This window comes from Methyloversatilis universalis FAM5 (genome assembly GCF_000214035.2).
Lineage (GTDB): Bacteria > Pseudomonadota > Gammaproteobacteria > Burkholderiales > Rhodocyclaceae > Methyloversatilis > Methyloversatilis universalis.
In genome coordinates this window covers 261,977-279,082 of the sequence record NZ_AFHG01000030.1, presented here as the reverse complement: position 1 = coordinate 279,082, position 17,106 = coordinate 261,977, and the positions used below count along the sequence as shown (strand labels likewise).

The 17,106-nt window shown below is 66.9% G+C and carries 17 protein-coding genes and 3 tRNA genes; 11 read left to right on the top strand and 9 right to left on the bottom strand.

What is annotated here, in order from left to right:
• Positions 1–60 precede the first annotated feature (60 nt).
• On the top strand, positions 61–513 hold the full coding sequence (gene msrB, locus METUNV1_RS04215) for a peptide-methionine (R)-S-oxide reductase MsrB (protein ID WP_008059175.1): 453 nt from the start codon (positions 61–63) through the stop codon (positions 511–513).
• 160 nt (positions 514–673) lie between these two features.
• On the opposite strand, the gene METUNV1_RS04210 is transcribed toward msrB, so the two are convergent.
• Positions 674–952, bottom strand: a complete 279-nt coding sequence (locus tag METUNV1_RS04210) for an HU family DNA-binding protein (RefSeq protein WP_008059173.1) — start codon at positions 950–952, stop codon at positions 674–676.
• 226 nt (positions 953–1,178) lie between these two features.
• Between METUNV1_RS04210 and METUNV1_RS04205 the strand changes: the two genes are divergently transcribed.
• The 5 genes from METUNV1_RS04205 (at position 1,179) to METUNV1_RS04185 (ending at position 3,818) form a co-directional block, all read left to right on the top strand.
• The gene (locus tag METUNV1_RS04205; protein ID WP_008059171.1) at positions 1,179–1,787 is read left to right on the top strand and encodes a septation protein A; all 609 of its coding nucleotides are present in this window, start codon (positions 1,179–1,181) and stop codon (positions 1,785–1,787) included.
• A gap of 16 nt (positions 1,788–1,803) precedes the next feature.
• Positions 1,804–2,106: a YciI family protein gene (locus METUNV1_RS04200; RefSeq protein ID WP_008059169.1), complete on the top strand. Its 303-nt coding sequence runs from the start codon at positions 1,804–1,806 to the stop codon at positions 2,104–2,106.
• Positions 2,103–2,387, top strand: a complete 285-nt coding sequence (locus tag METUNV1_RS04195) for a BolA family protein (RefSeq protein WP_008059164.1) — start codon at positions 2,103–2,105, stop codon at positions 2,385–2,387. The genes METUNV1_RS04200 and METUNV1_RS04195 overlap by 4 nt, the downstream gene beginning before the upstream one ends.
• 53 nt (positions 2,388–2,440) lie before the next feature.
• Positions 2,441–3,271 carry a peptidylprolyl isomerase gene (locus METUNV1_RS04190; protein ID WP_043358982.1) on the top strand — a complete coding sequence of 277 codons (831 nt, stop codon included), beginning with the start codon at positions 2,441–2,443 and terminating at the stop codon, positions 3,269–3,271.
• Between the two features lie 148 nt (positions 3,272–3,419).
• On the top strand, positions 3,420–3,818 hold the full coding sequence (locus METUNV1_RS04185) for a hypothetical protein (protein WP_008059162.1): 399 nt from the start codon (positions 3,420–3,422) through the stop codon (positions 3,816–3,818).
• A 28-nt stretch (positions 3,819–3,846) separates the two neighbouring features.
• Here METUNV1_RS04185 and METUNV1_RS04180 read toward each other — a convergent pair whose 3' ends face one another.
• Complete coding sequence (locus METUNV1_RS04180; protein ID WP_008059160.1) at positions 3,847–4,416, bottom strand: flavodoxin family protein; 570 nt, start codon at positions 4,414–4,416, stop codon at positions 3,847–3,849.
• 98 nt (positions 4,417–4,514) lie between these two features.
• Positions 4,515–5,219: a pirin family protein gene (locus METUNV1_RS04175; RefSeq protein WP_008059159.1), complete on the bottom strand. Its 705-nt coding sequence runs from the start codon at positions 5,217–5,219 to the stop codon at positions 4,515–4,517.
• A gap of 109 nt (positions 5,220–5,328) precedes the next feature.
• Here METUNV1_RS04175 and METUNV1_RS04170 point away from each other — a divergent pair, with 109 nt between their 5' ends.
• From METUNV1_RS04170 to METUNV1_RS04155, 4 genes are read left to right on the top strand one after another with little or no spacing between them, the layout of a single operon-like run.
• Positions 5,329–6,276 carry a LysR family transcriptional regulator gene (locus METUNV1_RS04170; RefSeq protein WP_008059158.1) on the top strand — a complete coding sequence of 316 codons (948 nt, stop codon included), beginning with the start codon at positions 5,329–5,331 and terminating at the stop codon, positions 6,274–6,276.
• A complete protein-coding gene (locus METUNV1_RS04165; RefSeq protein ID WP_008059157.1) occupies positions 6,273–7,223 on the top strand; it encodes a CobW family GTP-binding protein in 951 nt (316 codons plus the stop codon). Before METUNV1_RS04170 ends, METUNV1_RS04165 begins: the two co-directional genes overlap by 4 nt.
• 56 nt (positions 7,224–7,279) lie before the next feature.
• Positions 7,280–8,872, top strand: a complete 1,593-nt coding sequence (locus METUNV1_RS04160; protein WP_008059156.1) for a protein adenylyltransferase SelO — start codon at positions 7,280–7,282, stop codon at positions 8,870–8,872.
• Complete coding sequence (locus METUNV1_RS04155; RefSeq protein WP_008059155.1) at positions 8,869–9,840, top strand: M14 family metallopeptidase; 972 nt, start codon at positions 8,869–8,871, stop codon at positions 9,838–9,840. Before METUNV1_RS04160 ends, METUNV1_RS04155 begins: the two co-directional genes overlap by 4 nt.
• A 61-nt stretch (positions 9,841–9,901) precedes the next feature.
• Here the strand turns inward: METUNV1_RS04155 and METUNV1_RS04150 are convergent, their stop codons facing one another.
• The 3 genes from METUNV1_RS04150 to METUNV1_RS04140 form a co-directional block, all read right to left on the bottom strand.
• Positions 9,902–10,522, bottom strand: coding sequence for a PEP-CTERM sorting domain-containing protein (locus METUNV1_RS04150; protein ID WP_232416344.1), 621 nt, complete (start codon positions 10,520–10,522; stop codon positions 9,902–9,904).
• Between the two features lie 161 nt (positions 10,523–10,683).
• Entirely contained in the window at positions 10,684–12,936 is a 2,253-nt protein-coding gene (parC, locus tag METUNV1_RS04145) for a DNA topoisomerase IV subunit A (protein WP_008059151.1), read from the bottom strand.
• A 184-nt stretch (positions 12,937–13,120) separates the two neighbouring features.
• The gene (locus METUNV1_RS04140; RefSeq protein WP_008059136.1) at positions 13,121–15,055 is read right to left on the bottom strand and encodes a DNA topoisomerase IV subunit B; all 1,935 of its coding nucleotides are present in this window, start codon (positions 15,053–15,055) and stop codon (positions 13,121–13,123) included.
• A 170-nt stretch (positions 15,056–15,225) separates the two neighbouring features.
• Here METUNV1_RS04140 and METUNV1_RS04135 point away from each other — a divergent pair, with 170 nt between their 5' ends.
• The gene (locus tag METUNV1_RS04135) at positions 15,226–16,119 is read left to right on the top strand and encodes a recombination-associated protein RdgC (RefSeq protein WP_008059133.1); all 894 of its coding nucleotides are present in this window, start codon (positions 15,226–15,228) and stop codon (positions 16,117–16,119) included.
• Between the two features lie 640 nt (positions 16,120–16,759).
• Here the strand turns inward: METUNV1_RS04135 and METUNV1_RS04130 are convergent.
• The 3 genes from METUNV1_RS04130 to METUNV1_RS04120 all read right to left on the bottom strand — a co-directional run bounded on the left by METUNV1_RS04130 (position 16,760) and on the right by METUNV1_RS04120 (position 17,069).
• Positions 16,760–16,835, bottom strand: a tRNA-His gene (locus METUNV1_RS04130).
• A 50-nt stretch (positions 16,836–16,885) separates the two neighbouring features.
• Positions 16,886–16,962 (bottom strand) — tRNA-Arg (locus METUNV1_RS04125).
• 30 nt (positions 16,963–16,992) lie between these two features.
• Positions 16,993–17,069: transfer RNA gene (locus tag METUNV1_RS04120), tRNA-Pro, on the bottom strand.
• Positions 17,070–17,106: the final 37 nt, after the last annotated feature.

Below are 17,106 nucleotides of genomic sequence, written 5' to 3'. Positions count from 1 at the left end.
GCAGCGCCGTCGCGCGTATCATCCGCCTCCGCCGGAACCGCCGGCAGGAGGAGCCGTTCGATGGACCGTCCGGACAGAGACGACAGGGATCGGGTCGAGGCGCATGCCGCACTGCGCAGCCAGGCGGAGTGGCGCGCCCGACTGACCGTTGAGCAGTACCGCATCACCCGCCGCCAGGGCACCGAACGCCCTTACAGCGGCGGCTATCTGAACTGCAGCACACCGGGCACCTATTGCTGCGTGTGCTGCGGGGCGCCGCTGTTCCGTTCGGAAAGCAAGTTCGATTCGGGCACCGGCTGGCCGAGCTTCCGCGCGCCGCTGCCGGATGCGCCGCTCGGCACGCGCGAGGAAAGACGCCTGCTGGGCCGGCGCACCGAGGTGCATTGCCTGCACTGCGCCGCGCATCTCGGTCACGTATTCAGCGATGGTCCGCAGCCGGGCGGCAAGCGCTACTGCATCAATTCGGCTGCACTCAGTCTGGATGCCGACCGGCCCGATGACGGCCCGCCCTGACCCCGCGCTGCTCGCGGCGCAGGGCCGGCGCGGAAAAACAGAAGGGCGCACCGGAATCCGGCACGCCCTTCTGGCTGAGCTGCGATGCATGGAGCTTTCCGGGCATCGCGCCCTGTCGTCGGCCACCTGCTCACGGGCGGCCGGCGACATGAATCCTGAATTACTTCTTGTTGATCGCCTTCTTCAGCGCAGCGCCTGCGGTGAACTTGGCAGTCTTGGCTGCCGGGATCTTGATGGTGGCGCCGGTGCGCGGGTTGCGGCCGGTACGGGCAGCGCGCTTGCCAGTGGCGAAAGTGCCGAAGCCCACGAGAGTGACCTTGCCGCCCTTTTTCAGTTCGGTGGTGACGGATTCCAGGAAGCCGTCGAGCAGTCGGCCAGCGGCGGCCTTGGAAACATCAGCTTTCTTGGCGAGGGCTTCGATCAGTTCTGCTTTGTTCATGTACGTCTCCTACTGACTGGGTTGTACGCAAGGGCGCGCGGGAAAACCTGAGCGGATAATAGTGAGGCCGCGTGCGCTTCACAAGCGGGTCTGCGGACTTTCTTCATGAATTCTCGCGCTCTCCGGACATATTTTCCGCGCCTAGCCAGTTCCATGCCCGATTTCGCTGCAGCGCAGCGGACCCCGAACGCACAACTTTGCGGATGAGCGGGCATAATCGGCCACCATGAAATTCCTGTTCGACCTGCTGCCGGTCCTGCTTTTTTTCGCAGCCTACAAGTTCGCCGGCGGATCGCCGGATGCATCCCACGCACTGGCCACCCGGCTGCTCGGCGACGGCATCGCCGTCAGTCAGGCACCGATACTGATCGCCACCGCAGTCGCCATCGTTGCCACCCTGGGCCAGGTGTTCTGGCTGATCGCCCGCGGGCGCAAGGTGGACACCATGCTGTGGATCAGTCTGGCCATCATCGTGGTGTTCGGCGGTGCCACGCTGTTCTTCCACGACGCCACCTTCATCAAGTGGAAACCCACCGTGCTGTACTGGCTGTTCGCGCTGACACTGGCCGGCTCGGCGCTATTCATGAAGCGCAACCTGATCCGCGCACTGATGAAGGATCAGGTGCAACTGCCTGAGCCGGTCTGGGCGCGTCTCAATCTTTCATGGATTGCCTTCTTCGCGGTCATGGGCATCCTGAACCTCTACGTGGCCTACAGTTACAGCGAAGACACCTGGGTGAGCTTCAAGCTCTATGGCGGCATGGGCCTGATGTTCCTGTTCGTGCTTGGCCAGGGCCTGATGCTGTCCCGTCACATCGAAGAAAAGAACTCCTGATCCAATCGAGGTTTGCATGTATTACGTATTGATGGGCGAAGACATTCCGAACAGTCTTGAGAAGCGGATGGCGGCTCGCCCGGGCCACCTTGCACGTCTGCAGGCGCTGCAGGACGAAGGCCGTCTGCTGATCGCAGGTCCGCTGCCCGCGGTGGACGCCAGCGATCCGGGCGCGGCCGGTTTCACCGGCAGCCTCATCGTGGCCGAATTCGAATCGCTGGAAGCCGCCCGGAAATGGGCGGACGAAGATCCGTACACGACCGAAGGCGTGTTCGCCCGCATGACGGTCAAGCCCTTCCGCAAGGTATTCCCCGCGTGAGCGACGCCGCCCGGATCGAAGCCGCGATACGCGAGCGCCTCGCGGCGCTGTCGCCCACCGCGGTCGACCTGATCGACGACTCGCACCTGCATGCAGGTCATGCCGGTGCGCGCTCGGGCGGACGGCACTATCGGCTCACCATCGTGTCCGAGCAGTTCTCGGGGCGAAGGACGATGGAACGCCACCGCATCATCTATGCTGCACTGGGCGACCTGATGCAGCGAGACATCCACGCCCTGTCCATCGTCGCACGCGCGCCGGACGACGCGCCTGCCGCCTGAACGGACGGGCATACTGCAGCAGCAAGACTGGACTTCACCCGAAAGGTAAATCGATGAAACACATGCTTTCCGCCCTGACCCTCGCCACCCTCACCGCCTTTGCCGCACCGGCGATGGCGCAGCAGAAGGCCAAGGACAAGCCGGCCGCGCCGGCCGCCGCCCCGGCCGAAGGCGGGGTGCTGGTGACGGTCAACGGCAAGGGCATTCCGCAGGGCCGCGCCGACGTCATGATCAAGAACCAGCTGGCCCAGGGCCAGCAGGACGGCGAACAGCTGCGCACCGCGGTCCGCGAGGAACTGATCCGCCGCGAAGTGCTGACCCAGGCCGCAACCGCCAAGGGTCTGGACAAGAACGCCTCGCTGATGAACCAGGCCGAACTGGCCAAGCAGGCGGTGCTGATCCAGGCCTATCTGCAGGATTACATGCGCACCCATCCGGTGAGCGAGGACACCATCAAGGCCGAGTACGAGAAGATCAAGGTCGGCCTGGGCAACAAGGAATACAAGGCCCGCCACATCCTGGTGAAGACCGAGGAGAAGGCGAAGGAAATCATCGGCAAGCTGCAGGCCGGCGAGAAGTTCGAGGACCTGGCGAAGGATTCGGAAGATCCGGGCTCCAAGGACCGTGGCGGCGATCTCGGCTGGAGCGCGCCGGCGCAGTACGTGAAGCCGTTCTCCGACGCGCTGGTCAAGCTGGAAAAAGGCAAGTTCACGCCGCAGCCGATCCGCAGCGATTTCGGCTACCACGTAATCAAGCTGGAAGACGTGCGTGACCTGAAGCTGCCGTCGTACGAGGAAGCAAAGCCGCAGATCGCCCAGCGTCTGGAACAGCAGACCATCGCGAACCACGTGAACGATCTGCGCCAGAAGGCTTCGATCAAGTAATCAGCGGCGCGGTCGGACCTGTCCGGCGCGTCGCCTCAACCCGGAATTCCGTCCGGCCGTAATCAGGCCATGACGGTCTTGGCCCGCAACCTGCGGGCCGGACGTCCCGGCGCCACAGCCGGACGGATCGTGTCGGGGAGGATGCGTCATGGACATGCAGAGCTTCGATCGGGATGGCCGGCACGCCACCGGCCTTGACGAAGGAAATGGCGGCGGTCCGGGCGTCCGGCCCGAGTCCATGCTGCGCCTGTGGTGGCGCTACATCTGGCCCTTCCTCTATTTCCGCAACTGCACCCGTGGCTCCTGGATGGAGCGTGCGCAGAGCTACCGGCACAACCGCTCCATGCGGCGTCATCTGCCGGGCTTCATCTTGAAGTGGCTGGCGCTGACCGCGCTCTGGTTCACCTTCGGTACGCTGTTCGACGAAGTGGCCGGTCTGGTCATTCCGGCGGCCTGCTGCTTCGTCACCGGCACCTGGACCGGTCTGGTGGTGGTGGTTCTGGCGATCGCCTGGACCTGGCTGGAACGCTTCCCCGAACTGTACTGACGCCCGGAGAAGCGTCCCGCTTCCTCGATCAGCGCGCGGCCACGCGTGCGGCCTGCTGAGCGACGCGCTCGCCGAACAGCGCCGCGGTCTTCAGATCGCCGTGGACCATTTCTTCCACCGACGCGTCGGACGGCGTCGAGGCCATCGCGCCGGCGAAGGACGCCACGTAGTTCACGTCCTGGCGCGTCGCGGCCTTGCTGTTACTCGGCATCAGGCCGGTACCCGTCCACAGCATGCTGTGCTGCATCGCCAGCGTCATGAGGTAGTGCAGCGTCGAGTGCTTGTCGCCGTTCATCGAAGCCGAATTGGTGAAGCCAGCGGCCAGCTTGTCCTTCCACTGCTGGGTGAACCACGGCTTGGACGTCGCATCCGCGAATTTCTTGAACTGCCAGGACACGCTGCCCATATAGGTCGGGCTGCCGAACACGATGGCATCGCTGTCCAGCAGCGTCTGCCATGCAGCCTCCGGCACATTGCCTTCGGCGTCGATCTCGATGCTGTGAACCTGTGCGTGCTTCGCGGCGCCTTCGGCGACCGATTGCGCCATGCGACGGGTGTGGCCGTAGCCGCTGTGATAGACGATGGCAACTTGGGTCATGGTGTTCTCCTCAAAGGGTGGTCTGCTACGAGTGACGAGCCCATCGCGCGCAGACCATGACACGATCGGGGCAGACAGCAACGAAAACCGCGGGTGCGCTACGGATGCGCGCCCAGGTCGAACAGCAGCGCATGGGCGGCGCGGCCGCCTTCCAGCACGACTTCATCTTCCGATTCGATGGTGAGCGCGTCGCCGCCCTGCAGCCGCACGCCATTGACCTCGAGTTCGCCTTCGATCAGGTGCAGATAGACGCGACGGCCGGTGGCGATCCGGTGCGCCAGCGGCGCATCGCCCTCCTCCAGCCGGGTGGCATACAGCGTCACGTCGGAATGGATGGACAGCGCACCGTCGGCCTCGCCCACCAGCGGCAGCAGGCGACCCCGGCGGTCCGCGTCGGCGAAATGCTTCTGCGCGTAGCCCGGCGCGATGCCGCGCGAACGCGGCAGCAGCCAGATCTGCAGCATGCGCACCGGCGTGCTGGCGGCGTGGTTGTATTCGCTGTGCAGCACGCCGGTGCCGGCGCTCATGCGCTGCACGTCGCCGGCGCGCAGTACGCCGGTATTGCCCATCGAATCGCGGTGGGTCAGTTCGCCGGCCAGCACCACGGTGACGATTTCCATGTCGCGGTGCGGGTGGGTGCCGAAACCGCCGGCCGGCTCTATCGTGTCTTCCATCAGCGCGCGCAGCGTGCCGACGCCCATGTGCGCCGGGTCGTAGTAATCGGCGAACGAGAAACTGAAGTGTGACTGACCCCAGCCGTGGTCGTCGAAGCCGCGTTCTGAAGATTTGCGCAGGGTGATCATGGCCATCTCCTCTGTGTTGTCAGGCAATGACTGCATTCTGCGCAGCGCCCCGGCCACCATGGGCGCGGCGGGCTGATATCATCATTCAAATTTTTTGAATACTCGCGCCATGACCGAACGCGAACACCCGCTGACACCGGACGCCATCCGGCTGATCGCCACCATCGCCGAAGCCGGCAGCTTCGCCGGTGCCGCCCGCGCGCTCGGCAAGGTGCCGTCGGCGCTCAGCTACAGCGTGCGCCAGCTAGAGGACGCGCTCGACGTGCTGCTGTTCGATCGCGCCAGCCGCAGCGCGGTACTCACGCCGGCCGGACGCGAACTGCTGAACGAAGGCAGCCGCCTGCTGCTGGAGATCGACGCGGTGGCCAGCCGTGTGAAGCGGGTCGCCAGCGGCTGGGAAGGCCAGCTCGCGATCGCCGCCAACGCGCTCATGTGCCCGCATACCCTGCTCGACCTGGTCGACGCCTTCTACGCCCAGCGTGACACCGCCCGCCTGCCGCCGCCCACCCGCATCCGGCTGCGACAGGAGGTGCTGTCCGGCACCTGGGAGGCGCTGCTGTCCGGTGCAGCCGATCTGGCGATCGGCGTGGACGCCGACGACACCCGCAACACCGGCCTGCAGGTGATGCCGCTGGGCGACATCCGCTTCGTGTTCGCGGTCGCTCCGCACCATCCGCTGGCGCGGCTGCCCGAGCCGCTGGACCCGGCCATGATCCGCATGCACCGCGCGGTCGCGATCGCCGACAGCGCGCTCCGCCTGTCGCCGACCACCCGCAATCTGCTGCCCGGTCAGGACGTGCTCACCGTGCCCACGCTGGACATGAAGATCGCCGCCCAACTGCGCGGTCTGGGCTGTGGCTTCCTGCCGGAGGCGCGGGTGCGCCCGCATGTCGAACGCGGCGAACTGGTGGTGAAGCGCACCGCCGAAGACAAGGTGGCGCAGTTCGCCATCGCGTGGCGCAGCGGTGCGCAGCGCGGGCGGGCGCTTGACTGGTGGCTGCAGCAGCTGGACAGCCCGCGCACCCGGGCCGCGCTGCTCGAAGGTGCGGCGCCATGAGCGCGCCACGCATTCCGGTGGTGCTGCTCACCGGCTTTCTCGGCGCCGGCAAGACCACGCTGCTGAACCGGCTGCTGACCCGGCCGGTAATGGCCGATACCTTGGTCATCATCAACGAGTACGGCGACGCGGCGCTGGACCACAGGCTGGTCACCCACGCGCCGGAACAGGTGGTGACCGAACTGGCGGGCGGCTGCGTGTGCTGCGCGCTGCGCGGCGACCTCGCGCAGACCTTGCGCGAAGCGCACTGGCGCTTCGCCCGCGGCGGCCGCCGGCAGTTCGAGCGGGTGGTGATCGAAACCACCGGCCTGGCCGATCCGGCACCGGTGCTGCGCACGCTGGCCACCGACCCGCGCATTGCCGAACGCTACCGCCTCGCCTGCACGCTCACCGTGGTCGACGCCTTCCAGGGCGAAGCCACGCTCGCGGCGCAGCCCGAAGCCCTGCTGCAGATCGCCGCCGCCGACCGGCTGCTGATCGCCAAGACCGATCAGGCGGCCCCGGCGCAGGTGGCCGCGCTGCAGGCGCTGCTTGGCCGCCTGAATCCGTTCGCGCAGCAGACCGATCTGCAGGCCGAGGCACTCACCCCGGCGCTGCTGACGCCCCCGGGCACGCTCAGACTGCGCAGCCTGCCACCGCCCACTGCGGAGCAGGTGCATGCGGTGCGCAGCGACAGTTTCACCGTGGACACACCGCTCGCGCCCGAGCGGGTGCAGGCCTGGCTGGACGCCTGGCCGACCGTGGCCGGCCCGGCGCTGCTGCGCATGAAGGCGGTGCTCGACATCGCTGGCGAACACCGTGCCCAGGTCGTGCATGGCGTGCAGCACACGCTGTATCCGCCGGACAGCCTGGACGCGCCGGCGAACGGATCGACCGTGGTGTGCATCACCCGGGGCATCGATGCGACACGGCTGACACAGTGGCTGGGCATCCTGCACACGCAATGAACCCCTGACCCGCCGCTTCGCTCACAATGCCGTCTCCTGAACACATACCGCAGCCGATGTCCGCAGCTTCCAGACGCCTCGACGAAATCGAGTTCGACAACCTGTTCGTGCGCAGCCTGCCGGCCGATCCGTCGACCGAAATCCGCTCGCGTCAGGTGCCGGGCGCCGCCTACAGCTTCACGCCGCCGACGCCGGTGGCCGACCCGCAGCTGCTGGGCTGGTCCGACGATCTGGGCGCGCAGCTCGGTCTCGCGCGCCCGGCGCGACGCGACGCCGCGGTCGAGGCGCTGGCCGGCAACCGCATCCTGCCCGGCATGCAGCCCTATGCCGCGCGCTATGGCGGCCATCAGTTCGGCAACTGGGCCGGCCAGCTCGGCGATGGCCGCGCGATCACGCTGGGCGAAATGTTCGACACGCACGGTCAGCGGCAGGAACTGCAGCTGAAAGGCGCCGGCCCCACGCCCTACTCCCGCCGGGCCGACGGCCGGGCGGTGCTGCGTTCGTCGGTGCGCGAATTCCTGTGCAGCGAGGCGATGTTCCACCTCGGCATTCCGACCACCCGCGCGCTCAGCCTGGTCGCCACCGGCGACACCGTGGTGCGTGACATGTTCTATGACGGCCGGCCGGAGAACGAACCGGGCGCCATCGTGTGCCGGGTCGCGCCCAGCTTCGTGCGCTTCGGTCACTTCGAAATCCTGACCTCGCACGACGAAACCGCGCTGCTGGGCCAGCTGGCCGACTGGGTGATGACCCACCACTACCCGGGCATCGGCTCTTACGCCGACTGGTTCGCCGAAATCTGCCGGCGCACCGCGACGCTGATGGTCGAGTGGATGCGGGTCGGCTTCGTGCATGGCGTGATGAACACCGACAACATGTCCATCCTCGGCCTCACCATCGACTACGGTCCCTACGGCTGGCTGGAGGGCGTGGACATGATGTGGACGCCGAACACCACCGACGCCCAGGGCCGCCGCTACTGCTACGGCCGCCAGCCGCAGATCGGCTACTGGAACCTTACCCGACTCGCCGCCGCGCTCGCGCCGCTGATCGACGACCGCGACGCGATCGATGCCGCGCTCGAAGGCTACGAACAGACCTTTTCCGACGGCTGGACCGCCATGCTGGCCAACAAGCTGGGCCTGCCGATGCCGGCGGCCGGCGACGACGCCGATGCCGACATGCGCAGCCGGCTCTTCCTGCTGCTGCAGGAAGAGGAATGCGATTTCACGATCTTCTTCCGCCAGCTGGCCGGCGTGCCGCTCGCGGCCGCGGCGGCGGGAGACGCCGCCGCACTGGCCCCGCTGCACGCCGCTTTCTACAGCGGCGACGGTCCGTCCGCCGACCACGGCCGTGCCCTGCTCGGCTGGCTGCAGCAGTGGGCAGCCCGCATCTCGGCCGGCGGCGAACCGGACGCTGCGCGCATCGCGCGCATGAACGCGACCAATCCGAAATACGTCGTCCGCAACTGGCTGGCCCAGCGCGCGATCGACGATGCCACCGCCGGTGACACCGGCATGATCGAGCGCCTGCTGAAGATGATGCGGCGCCCCTACGACGAACAGCCGGAATTCGACGATCTCGCCGGGCGCCGCCCGGAGTGGGCGCGACACAAGCCCGGCTGTTCAGCCCTCTCGTGCAGCTCATGAACCTGACCAGCCTCCGCACCCACGCCTACCACGGCCTCGACACCGGCCCGCGCCTGCTGGTGCTGGGCGCAGTCCACGGCAACGAAACCTGCGGCACCCAGGGCATCGCCCGCATCCTCGGCGAACTCGACCGCGGCGAACTGCGCATCCTGCGCGGCAGTGTCACCTTCGTGCCGGTCACCAATCCGCTCGCCTATCTGCGCGGGCAGCGGGCCGGTGACCGCAACCTGAACCGCAATCTCGGGCCGAAGAGCGATCCGCAGGATTACGAGGACCGCATCGCCAACGCGCTGTGCCCGCTGCTGGCAGCGCACGAGGTGCTGCTCGACCTGCACTCCTTCCACACCGGCGGCGAGCCGTTCGCGATGCTGGGCCCGGAGAACAACGGCGGCGCGCTGGAACCCTTCGCCCAAGCGGCAGCAGAAGAGGCGATGGCGCTGCGACTGGGGGCGCGCCGGCTGGTCGAAGGCTGGCTGGACACCTATGCGGCAGGCGTACGCACGCGTCTGGCGCGCACCGCGCCGTCGGAACGGGCGCACCTGCTCAGCACCGACCCGGATTACGGTGTCGGCACCACCGAATACATGCGCCGCATGGGTGGCTATGCGATCACGCTGGAATGCGGCCAGCACGAAGACCCGATCGCACCGGACTTCGCGTGGCGGGCCATCCGCAACACGCTGGCCCACCTCGGTCTGACCGACGAGCCGGCGCCGCCCGCGCGCCCGGATGTGGAACTGCTCAAGCTGACCGAAGTGATCGACCGCCTGCACGCCGGCGATACCTTCGCGCGCCCCTGGGCCAGTTTCGATCCGGTCGCGGCGGGCGACCTCATCGGCACGCGCGAGGACGGCAGCGAAGTGCGCGCACCGCGCGACGGCTTCATCGTGTTCCCGAATCCGTCGGCCACGCCGGGCAACGAGTGGTTCTATTTCGCCCGGCGCAGCGAGCGCACCCTGCATCGCTGAACGAGTCGTGAACGAAAAAGGCCCGCCATGCGGCGAGCCTTTCGGGCGAACAACGGTCCGCTCAGACGCGACGGCGGCGGGCGATCGTTCCCAGTACGCCCAGTCCGGCAGCGAACATCGCGAACGCAGCGGGTTCAGGCACGGCCGTGATCTGGGTGACGAAATAGGCCGGGCCGTTATAGCCGTTCGCCCAGTCGGCGTAATAGGCCCACACCGCTTCGGCATCACCCGAAATAGCCGGACGCGCACCCCAGATCTGCAGCGATGCGTTGGTGCCGAGGCTGACCGGCGTTTGTCCCGCCGCGCCGAAGCCGCTTTCGTTCACCGTCCAGTTGGTCGTGTTGGTAAGCAGGGCCTGACCACCGTTCGAGAACCTGAAGCCGTCTCCGGTGAGGGCGAAATCGCCGACGAACATGGCCGGACCGCTGAACACGTTACGCGCCAGCACCAGCAGGTAGTAGTTCTGTCCCGGCGTGAGGGCGACGCCCGAAAAAGTCTGCGTACCGCCCCAGGTGGTCTGCTTGTCGCTGATGATTTCGCTGGCATCCGCCACCAGATCGGTCGACAGATAGACCGTCGCGTAATCGTCGGCGGTAAAGCTGCCGGACAGGCTGGCCGCCTGCGCCAGCATCGACGTTCCCGCCAGCACCGCCGTCAGCGCGGTGCGCACTCCTGTACCCATGCGTTTCACGACATTTCTCCGGATTGAAGACCCTTCACGCTGGGAAGCAAACCGTGCGCCACCGATCACCCTGACCGCTTATTCCAGCCGGAACAATCAGTTGGCGCACAACGCAGGCACACAGACCCGCACGGGTGTAAGAAATGCCGACGCACCCGGCACTAGCCATCCAGCTTGCGTCCCTTGGTCGCCCGCACGCCGCGCCAGGCCATCAGCGCGTTCTCGTCGATGTTCAGCGTCTTCGCCCGGCCGCGCGAACCGGCCACCGGCAGCGCGAGCTTTTCGCGGAACAGCGTGAGCAGTGCCAGCGATTCGCCCTCCGGCAGCGTCATGATCTTCACGCCCTTGCCGCCGGACAGCGTTTTCATCTCCTCCAGCGGGAAGGCGAGCAGGCGGTCGCCGCCCTGGGCCACCACCCACCTGTCCGCAGGCAGCAGCTTGACCGGCGCCAGCGCCGTACCGCCGTCGGTGTTCAGGAAGGCCTTGCCGGCGCGCTGGCGGCTCACCATGTCCTCGATCGCGCACACGAAGCCGTAGCCACTGTCGGACGCCACCAGGAAGCGGCTGCCCGGCTCGCCGGTGAGCACCGCCACCAGCTTCTTGCCGGCCAGATCGGCCAGCGAGGACACCGGCACGCCGTCACCCTTGCCGCTGGGCAGATCGGTCGGCTTGATGGTGTAGGTGCGGCCGTCGCCGTCCATCAGCACCACCGGCCACACGGTGCGGCACTTCAGCACCGCCAGCGGACCGTCGTCCGCCTTCCAGGTCAGCGCAGCCTCGTCCACGTCGTGGCCGGAACGCAGCCGGCCAAAGCCGCCACGCGACACGATGACGGTGACCGCTTCGTCGATCTGCGGCACCTCGCGGGTGCGCGTGGCCTGCACGTCGGCATTGATGAGCGTGCGGCGTTCGTCGCCGAAGCGTTCGACGTCGGCCCGAACCTCGTCGCGCACGAAGGTGCGCAGCGCGCTGTCGCTGCCCAGCAGCTTGAGCAGGCCGGTACGTTCGGCATGAAGCGCATCCCGCTCGCCCTGCAGCTTGATGGCCTCCAGCCTGGCCAGCTGACGCAGCCGGATTTCCAGCACGTCCTCGGCCTGGCGCTCGGTGATGCCGAAACCGGCCATCAGGTCGGCCTTCGGATCGTCGGCGGCGCGGATGATGGCGATCGCGCGGTCGATGTCGAGCAGGATGGCCAGTCGGCCATCCAGGATGTGCATGCGGTCGTCGATGTCGGCGATGCGCTGGGTGAGCCGTCGGGTCACCGCACCCAGCCGGTAGTCGCACCACTGGCGCAGCACCGCCGGCAGGCCGATCTGGCCCGGACGACGGTGGGTGTCCAGCAGCGTCAGGTTCAGGCTGGCGTTGCATTCGAGGTCGGTGTACGCGAACAGGAAAGCCAGCAGGTCTTCCTGGCTCACCGCGCGCGACTTCGGCTCGATCACCAGGCGCACCGGGTGACGCGCGTCCGATTCGTCGCGCACCGAATCGATCAGCGAGGTGGCCAGCGTCTTGGTGCGCGCCTGGTCGTCGCTGATTTTCTTCTTGTCGCCCTTGGGTTTGGGGTTCGCGAGGTCGTCGATGCGGCTCATCACCGCGCCGGTGCTCACGCCCGGTGGCAGTGCGCTGACCACGATCTGCCACTGGCCTCGCGCCAGCCCCTCGACCTCGTAGTTGGCCCGCATGCGGAAGGAGCCACGCCCTTCCTTGTAGGCGGCGACGATCGATTCGCGCGACGAAATGAGGGTCGCGCCATTCGGGAAATCCGGCCCCTGGATGCAGTCGATGATGTCGTCGTCCGGCATGCGCGGATCGACCAGCAGCCGGCAGGTGGCCTCGCCCAGTTCGCGCAGGTTGTGCGGCGGGATTTCGCAGGCCATGCCGACCGCGATGCCGGACGCGCCATTGGCCAGCACCACCGGCAGTCGCGCCGGCAGCAGCGACGGCTCCTGCTGCGTACCGTCGTAGTTGGGCTGGAACTCGACCACGCCGGCGTTCAGCTCGGACAGCAACACATGGCGCGCGAACGGCGTCAGCCGGCATTCGGTGTACCGCATGGCGGCGGCGTTGTCGCCGTCCATCGAACCGAAATTGCCCTGGCCGTCGATCAGCGGATAGCGCAGCGTGAAAGGCTGGGCCAGACGCACCATGGCCTCGTAGACCGACGAATCGCCGTGCGGGTGGTACTTGCCGATCACGTCGCCGACCACGCGGGCGGATTTCTTGTGCGCGGCGTCCGGACGGGCAAAACCGTCCATCGCGAACAGGATGCGGCGCTGCACCGGCTTCATGCCGTCTTCCAGCCCCGGCAGCGCGCGCGAGGTGACCACCGACATCGCATAGGTCAGATAGGCCTGCGCCGCATGCGCATCGACCGGGATGTCAGCGATGTCGGGTTCGAACAGGTTGTCAGTCAACGGAGTGCTCCGGGTGTTTCGTTGTTTGTGGTGGTGCGGAGGGGCTAGGGGTCAGGGACCAGAGGCTAGGGATGAGGGGCTAGGGACTAGGGAGGAGGTGTGGCTTCGCCACACGAGTTGGATGTACCACCGCGCGGCACTCCCCTAGCCCCTAGTCCCTAGCCCCAGTCCCTAGTCCCTGCCGTCAAGCATCCGGCACCACCTTGTCGCCTTCCAGTTCCATCCAGCGGCGACGGCGTTCGGCTTCCTTCTTGCCCATCAGCATGGTGAAGGTGTTCAGCACCCGTTCCGGGTCGGCACCGGCGGTGATGCGGATGAGCCGGCGGGTTTCCGGGTTCATCGCGGTTTCCTTCAGCTCGTCCGGATTCATTTCGCCCAGACCCTTGAAGCGGCTCACCGTCAGCGCGCTCTCACTGATGCCGTCGGCGATCAGGTTGGCGAGGATGCTGTCGCGCTCGGCTTCGTCCAGCGCGTAGAGGCGGCGCGCCGGCCGCGTCTTGGTCGGCGCGATCTTCACGCAGTACAGCGGCGGCTGCCCGATGAACACGTGGCCGCGCTCGATCAGCTTGGGGAAATGACGCAGGAAGAGCGTGAGCTGCAGCGTCTGGATGTGGGCGCCATCCACGTCGGCGTCCGACAGGATGATGATCTTGTGGTAACGCAGGCCGTCGAGTACCGCAGCCGGCGCGTCCGGCTTGTGCGGATCGATGCCCAGCGCCACCGCGATGTCATGCACCTCGTTGTTGGCGAAAATTTCCGACGAGTCGATCTCGAAAGTGTTCAGCACTTTGCCGCGCAGCGGCAGCACCGCCTGGAACTGGCGGTCGCGCGCCTGCTTGGCGCTGCCGCCGGCCGAATCGCCCTCGACCAGGAAGATTTCGTTCTGCTCCGGCGAGGTGCCGGTGGCGTCGGTGAGCTTGCCCGGCAGCAGCGTGACGCCGGAGCCGGCGCGCTTCTCGACCACCTTGCCGGCGCGCGCACGGGTCTGCGCGCTCTTGATTGCCAGGCCGCAGATGCGCTGCGCCTCCGCCGCGTTGTCGTTGAGCCAGCGGTCGAGCGTGTCCTTGATGCACTCGTAGACCAGCTTCACCGCCTCGCGGTTGTTCAGCTTGTCCTTGGTCTGGCCCTGGAAGCGCGGCTCCAGCACCTTGGCGCTGAGCACATAGCTCGCATGCTGCGACACGTCCTCCGACTGCAGCGCGAGCTTGGCCGGCATCAGGCCGTGGTGGGTGGCGTAATCCTTGACCGACTCGAACAGCGCCTGCCGCATGCCCGACTCGTGCATGCCACCACCCGGCGTCGGGATCAGGTTCACGAAGGATTCGCGCACCGCCCCGCCTTCCGGAAAGGCGATCGCCCACTCCGCGCCCTCGCCTTCGTCATAGCCGGCGATCGCGGTACGCGCACCGCAGAACAGCGGCACCGGCAGATCGCCCAGCTGTTCGCGCAGGTAGTCGCCCAGGCCGTTGGCGTACTGCCACTCCTGCACCGCCCCGCTCTCTTCGTCCTCGAAGCGGATGCGCACGCCGGGCAGCATGGCGCTGCGGGCGCGCAGCAGGTGTTCGATGTCGGCCTTGCGCACGCGGTTGCTGGCGAAATACTTCGGATCCGGCCAGGCACGCACACGGGTACCGGTGTGCGACTTCGGGCAGCTGCCGACCTCGGTCAGCCCCTGCGAAATGCCGTGGTCGAAAGTGATCGAATGTTCGCGGCCACCGCGCTTCACCGTTGCTTCCAGCCGGGTGGACAGCGCGTTGGTAACGGTGACGCCGACGCCGTGCAGACCGCCGGCGATCTTGTAGGCCTTGCCTTCGAACTTGCCGCCCGAGTGCGGGATGGTGAAGATGACTTCGATCGCCGGCACTTTCTTGGTCGGATGGATATCGACCGGAATGCCGCGACCGTTGTCCTCGACCGACACCGAGCCGTCGCGGTGCATCACCACCCGGATGCCGTTGGCGAAGCCGCCCTGGGCCTCGTCGCAGGCGTTGTCGATCATTTCCTGGATGATGTGGTTCGGACTGTCGGTCCGGGTGTACATGTCCGGCCGCTTCTGTATGGGCGCAATGCCCTCGAGCACCTGGATTTCTGAGGCGTTGTAGCTGCTGGGAGTGGCCATCTGGATGACAGGGATGGAAGTGCGGAACGCGGCGGCGCCGCGCGGACGGCCATAAGTGTGCCCGCAGACCGGGGCGGCCGTCGAGATTGACAGCGAGACGGGTCCACGGCAGCCGCGGCAGCACCGCGGCGCTCGTGTACACTCCGGGCCTTTTTTCCGGCACCGACATCATGTGGTTCAAGAATCTGCAGATCTACCGCCTCGCCGCACCGTTCGCGCTTGCCCCTGAACAGCTGGACGAAAAGCTGGCCGCCAAGGCCTTCCAGCCGGGCAGCAGCATCGAGATGCAGCGCATGGGCTGGATGTCGCCGCGCGACGACGGCAAGCTGGTCCACGCGGTCGGCGGCCAGATGCTGATCACGCTGCGCACCGAAAAGAAGCTGTTGCCGGCGACCGTGGTCAATCAGGTCACCAAGGCACGCGCGCAGGAAATCGAGGAAAACCAGGGCTACAAGCCGGGCCGCCGCGAAATGCGCGAACTGAAGGACGCGGTGACCAACGAACTGCTGCCGCGCGCCTTCGCGGTGTGGCGCGATACCCGGGTATGGATCGATCCGGTCAAGAACCGCATCGTGGTCGATGCAGCGGCGAGCGCCAAGGGTGACGAGGTGATGCAGCTGCTGAACGAGTGCGTCGAGCACCTCGGTGCCCGTCCGCTGCAGACCGCGCTGTCGCCCGTGTCCGCCATGACCTCGTGGCTGGCTGCGGACGAAGCGCCCGCCGGCTTCACCATCGATCAGGACACCGAACTGCGCTCCAGCACCCAGTCCAAGGCCACCGTGCGCTACGTACGGCACGCGCTGGAAGCGGAAGACCTTCGCCGGCACATCGAAGCCGGCAAACAGTGCACGCGGCTCGCGCTAAGCTGGATGGAGCGCGTGTCCATCACGCTGACCGAAAACCTCGCGGTCAAGCGGGTGACGCCGCTGGACGTGCTGACCGAGAACGACGACGGCAGCGGCGACGAAGCGGAACGTTTCGATACCGATTTCGCGCTGATGACCGGTGAACTGAGCCGCCTCATCGATCACCTCGAAGAGGCGCTGGGCGGCGTCGCCCAGTAAGCACCGCCACGGCCGCCCAGGCCGTGGGCAGCGCCGGCGCAGAGCGTCGCAGCTTCCACCGCACCGTCGCCCTCTGCGGCGGGCGGCGGCCTGTCGCCGCCCCTGCCGTATCGGACACCGCGCGCCGCAGCCAGTACAGACGCGGCAGCGACGTCCTCACCCCGCCGTCACCGAGCGAGAGGACAGGCGACAGCCAACGCGCATGCAGATCGGCGCACGCCGGGCTTCGCGGCGATGCCCGATGTCGCATGGCCCGCGCGGCATCTTTCCCTTCTGCGGACACTGACCGACGGCCTGGCGTACCACAGAAGCGCTATGGAACGTGCGGCGCGGGATGGGGATGTCTCCGGATGCAGACCCGTACGCAGGAACAGAGCGCAGCACCCCCTTAGACGCTGGCACAGGGGCCTGTGCCGCTTGCCGGTTTGGTGTTTTCCCGACGCATCCCCCGACAGCAGGCGCCGCCGGACCGCGCTCGGACAGCCGTCATGCCGCCGCCGCGGAACGTTGACCGATCCGGCCTCAGCTGCACAGGGCTATATCGCAGGGAATGACCGTAGGACGGACAGGAGCGCGCAGAAAAACGCGTCAGACGTCTGCGCTCAGTCCGAGGACATCTTTTACAACGAGGGGAAATTGATGGGGTGGCTGATGGGACTCGAACCCACGACAACTGGAATCACAATCCAGGACTCTACCAACTGAGCTACAGCCACCACTGGGACGTCTGTCGAATGACAGCCGCTTTGAAACTTTTTCAGGCTTTTGGCCTGCCCGGCAGGAATCGAACCCGCAACCTACGGCTTAGAAGGCCGTTGCTCTATCCAGTTGAGCTACGGGCAGGTACTAAGTACGGCGTTGCGAACCGATTACTGGTCGGGGTGGAGGGATTCGAACCCCCGACATCTTGCTCCCAAAGCAAGCGCGCTACCGGGCTGCGCTACACCCCGAGAGCCATAGATATTACTTTGGCCTTGGCTTCAGGTC

What these genes read in the sequence shown, in the direction of transcription:
- METUNV1_RS04135 (WP_008059133.1), top strand. Translation starts at nt 15,226, where the DNA reads ATGTGGTTCAAGAATCTGCAGATCTACCGCCTCGCCGCACCGTTCGCG.
- METUNV1_RS04200 (WP_008059169.1), top strand. Translation starts at nt 1,804, where the DNA reads ATGTATTACGTATTGATGGGCGAAGACATTCCGAACAGTCTTGAGAAG.
- METUNV1_RS04165 (WP_008059157.1), top strand. Translation starts at nt 6,273, where the DNA reads ATGAGCGCGCCACGCATTCCGGTGGTGCTGCTCACCGGCTTTCTCGGC.
- METUNV1_RS04175 (WP_008059159.1), bottom strand. Translation starts at nt 5,219, where the DNA reads ATGATCACCCTGCGCAAATCTTCAGAACGCGGCTTCGACGACCACGGC.
- METUNV1_RS04185 (WP_008059162.1), top strand. Translation starts at nt 3,420, where the DNA reads ATGGACATGCAGAGCTTCGATCGGGATGGCCGGCACGCCACCGGCCTT.
- METUNV1_RS04180 (WP_008059160.1), bottom strand. Translation starts at nt 4,416, where the DNA reads ATGACCCAAGTTGCCATCGTCTATCACAGCGGCTACGGCCACACCCGT.
- METUNV1_RS04205 (WP_008059171.1), top strand. Translation starts at nt 1,179, where the DNA reads ATGAAATTCCTGTTCGACCTGCTGCCGGTCCTGCTTTTTTTCGCAGCC.
- METUNV1_RS04140 (WP_008059136.1), bottom strand. Translation starts at nt 15,055, where the DNA reads ATGGCCACTCCCAGCAGCTACAACGCCTCAGAAATCCAGGTGCTCGAG.
- METUNV1_RS04170 (WP_008059158.1), top strand. Translation starts at nt 5,329, where the DNA reads ATGACCGAACGCGAACACCCGCTGACACCGGACGCCATCCGGCTGATC.
- METUNV1_RS04155 (WP_008059155.1), top strand. Translation starts at nt 8,869, where the DNA reads ATGAACCTGACCAGCCTCCGCACCCACGCCTACCACGGCCTCGACACC.
- msrB (WP_008059175.1), top strand. Translation starts at nt 61, where the DNA reads ATGGACCGTCCGGACAGAGACGACAGGGATCGGGTCGAGGCGCATGCC.
- METUNV1_RS04150 (WP_232416344.1), bottom strand. Translation starts at nt 10,522, where the DNA reads ATGGGTACAGGAGTGCGCACCGCGCTGACGGCGGTGCTGGCGGGAACG.
- METUNV1_RS04190 (WP_043358982.1), top strand. Translation starts at nt 2,441, where the DNA reads ATGAAACACATGCTTTCCGCCCTGACCCTCGCCACCCTCACCGCCTTT.
- METUNV1_RS04160 (WP_008059156.1), top strand. Translation starts at nt 7,280, where the DNA reads ATGTCCGCAGCTTCCAGACGCCTCGACGAAATCGAGTTCGACAACCTG.
- METUNV1_RS04210 (WP_008059173.1), bottom strand. Translation starts at nt 952, where the DNA reads ATGAACAAAGCAGAACTGATCGAAGCCCTCGCCAAGAAAGCTGATGTT.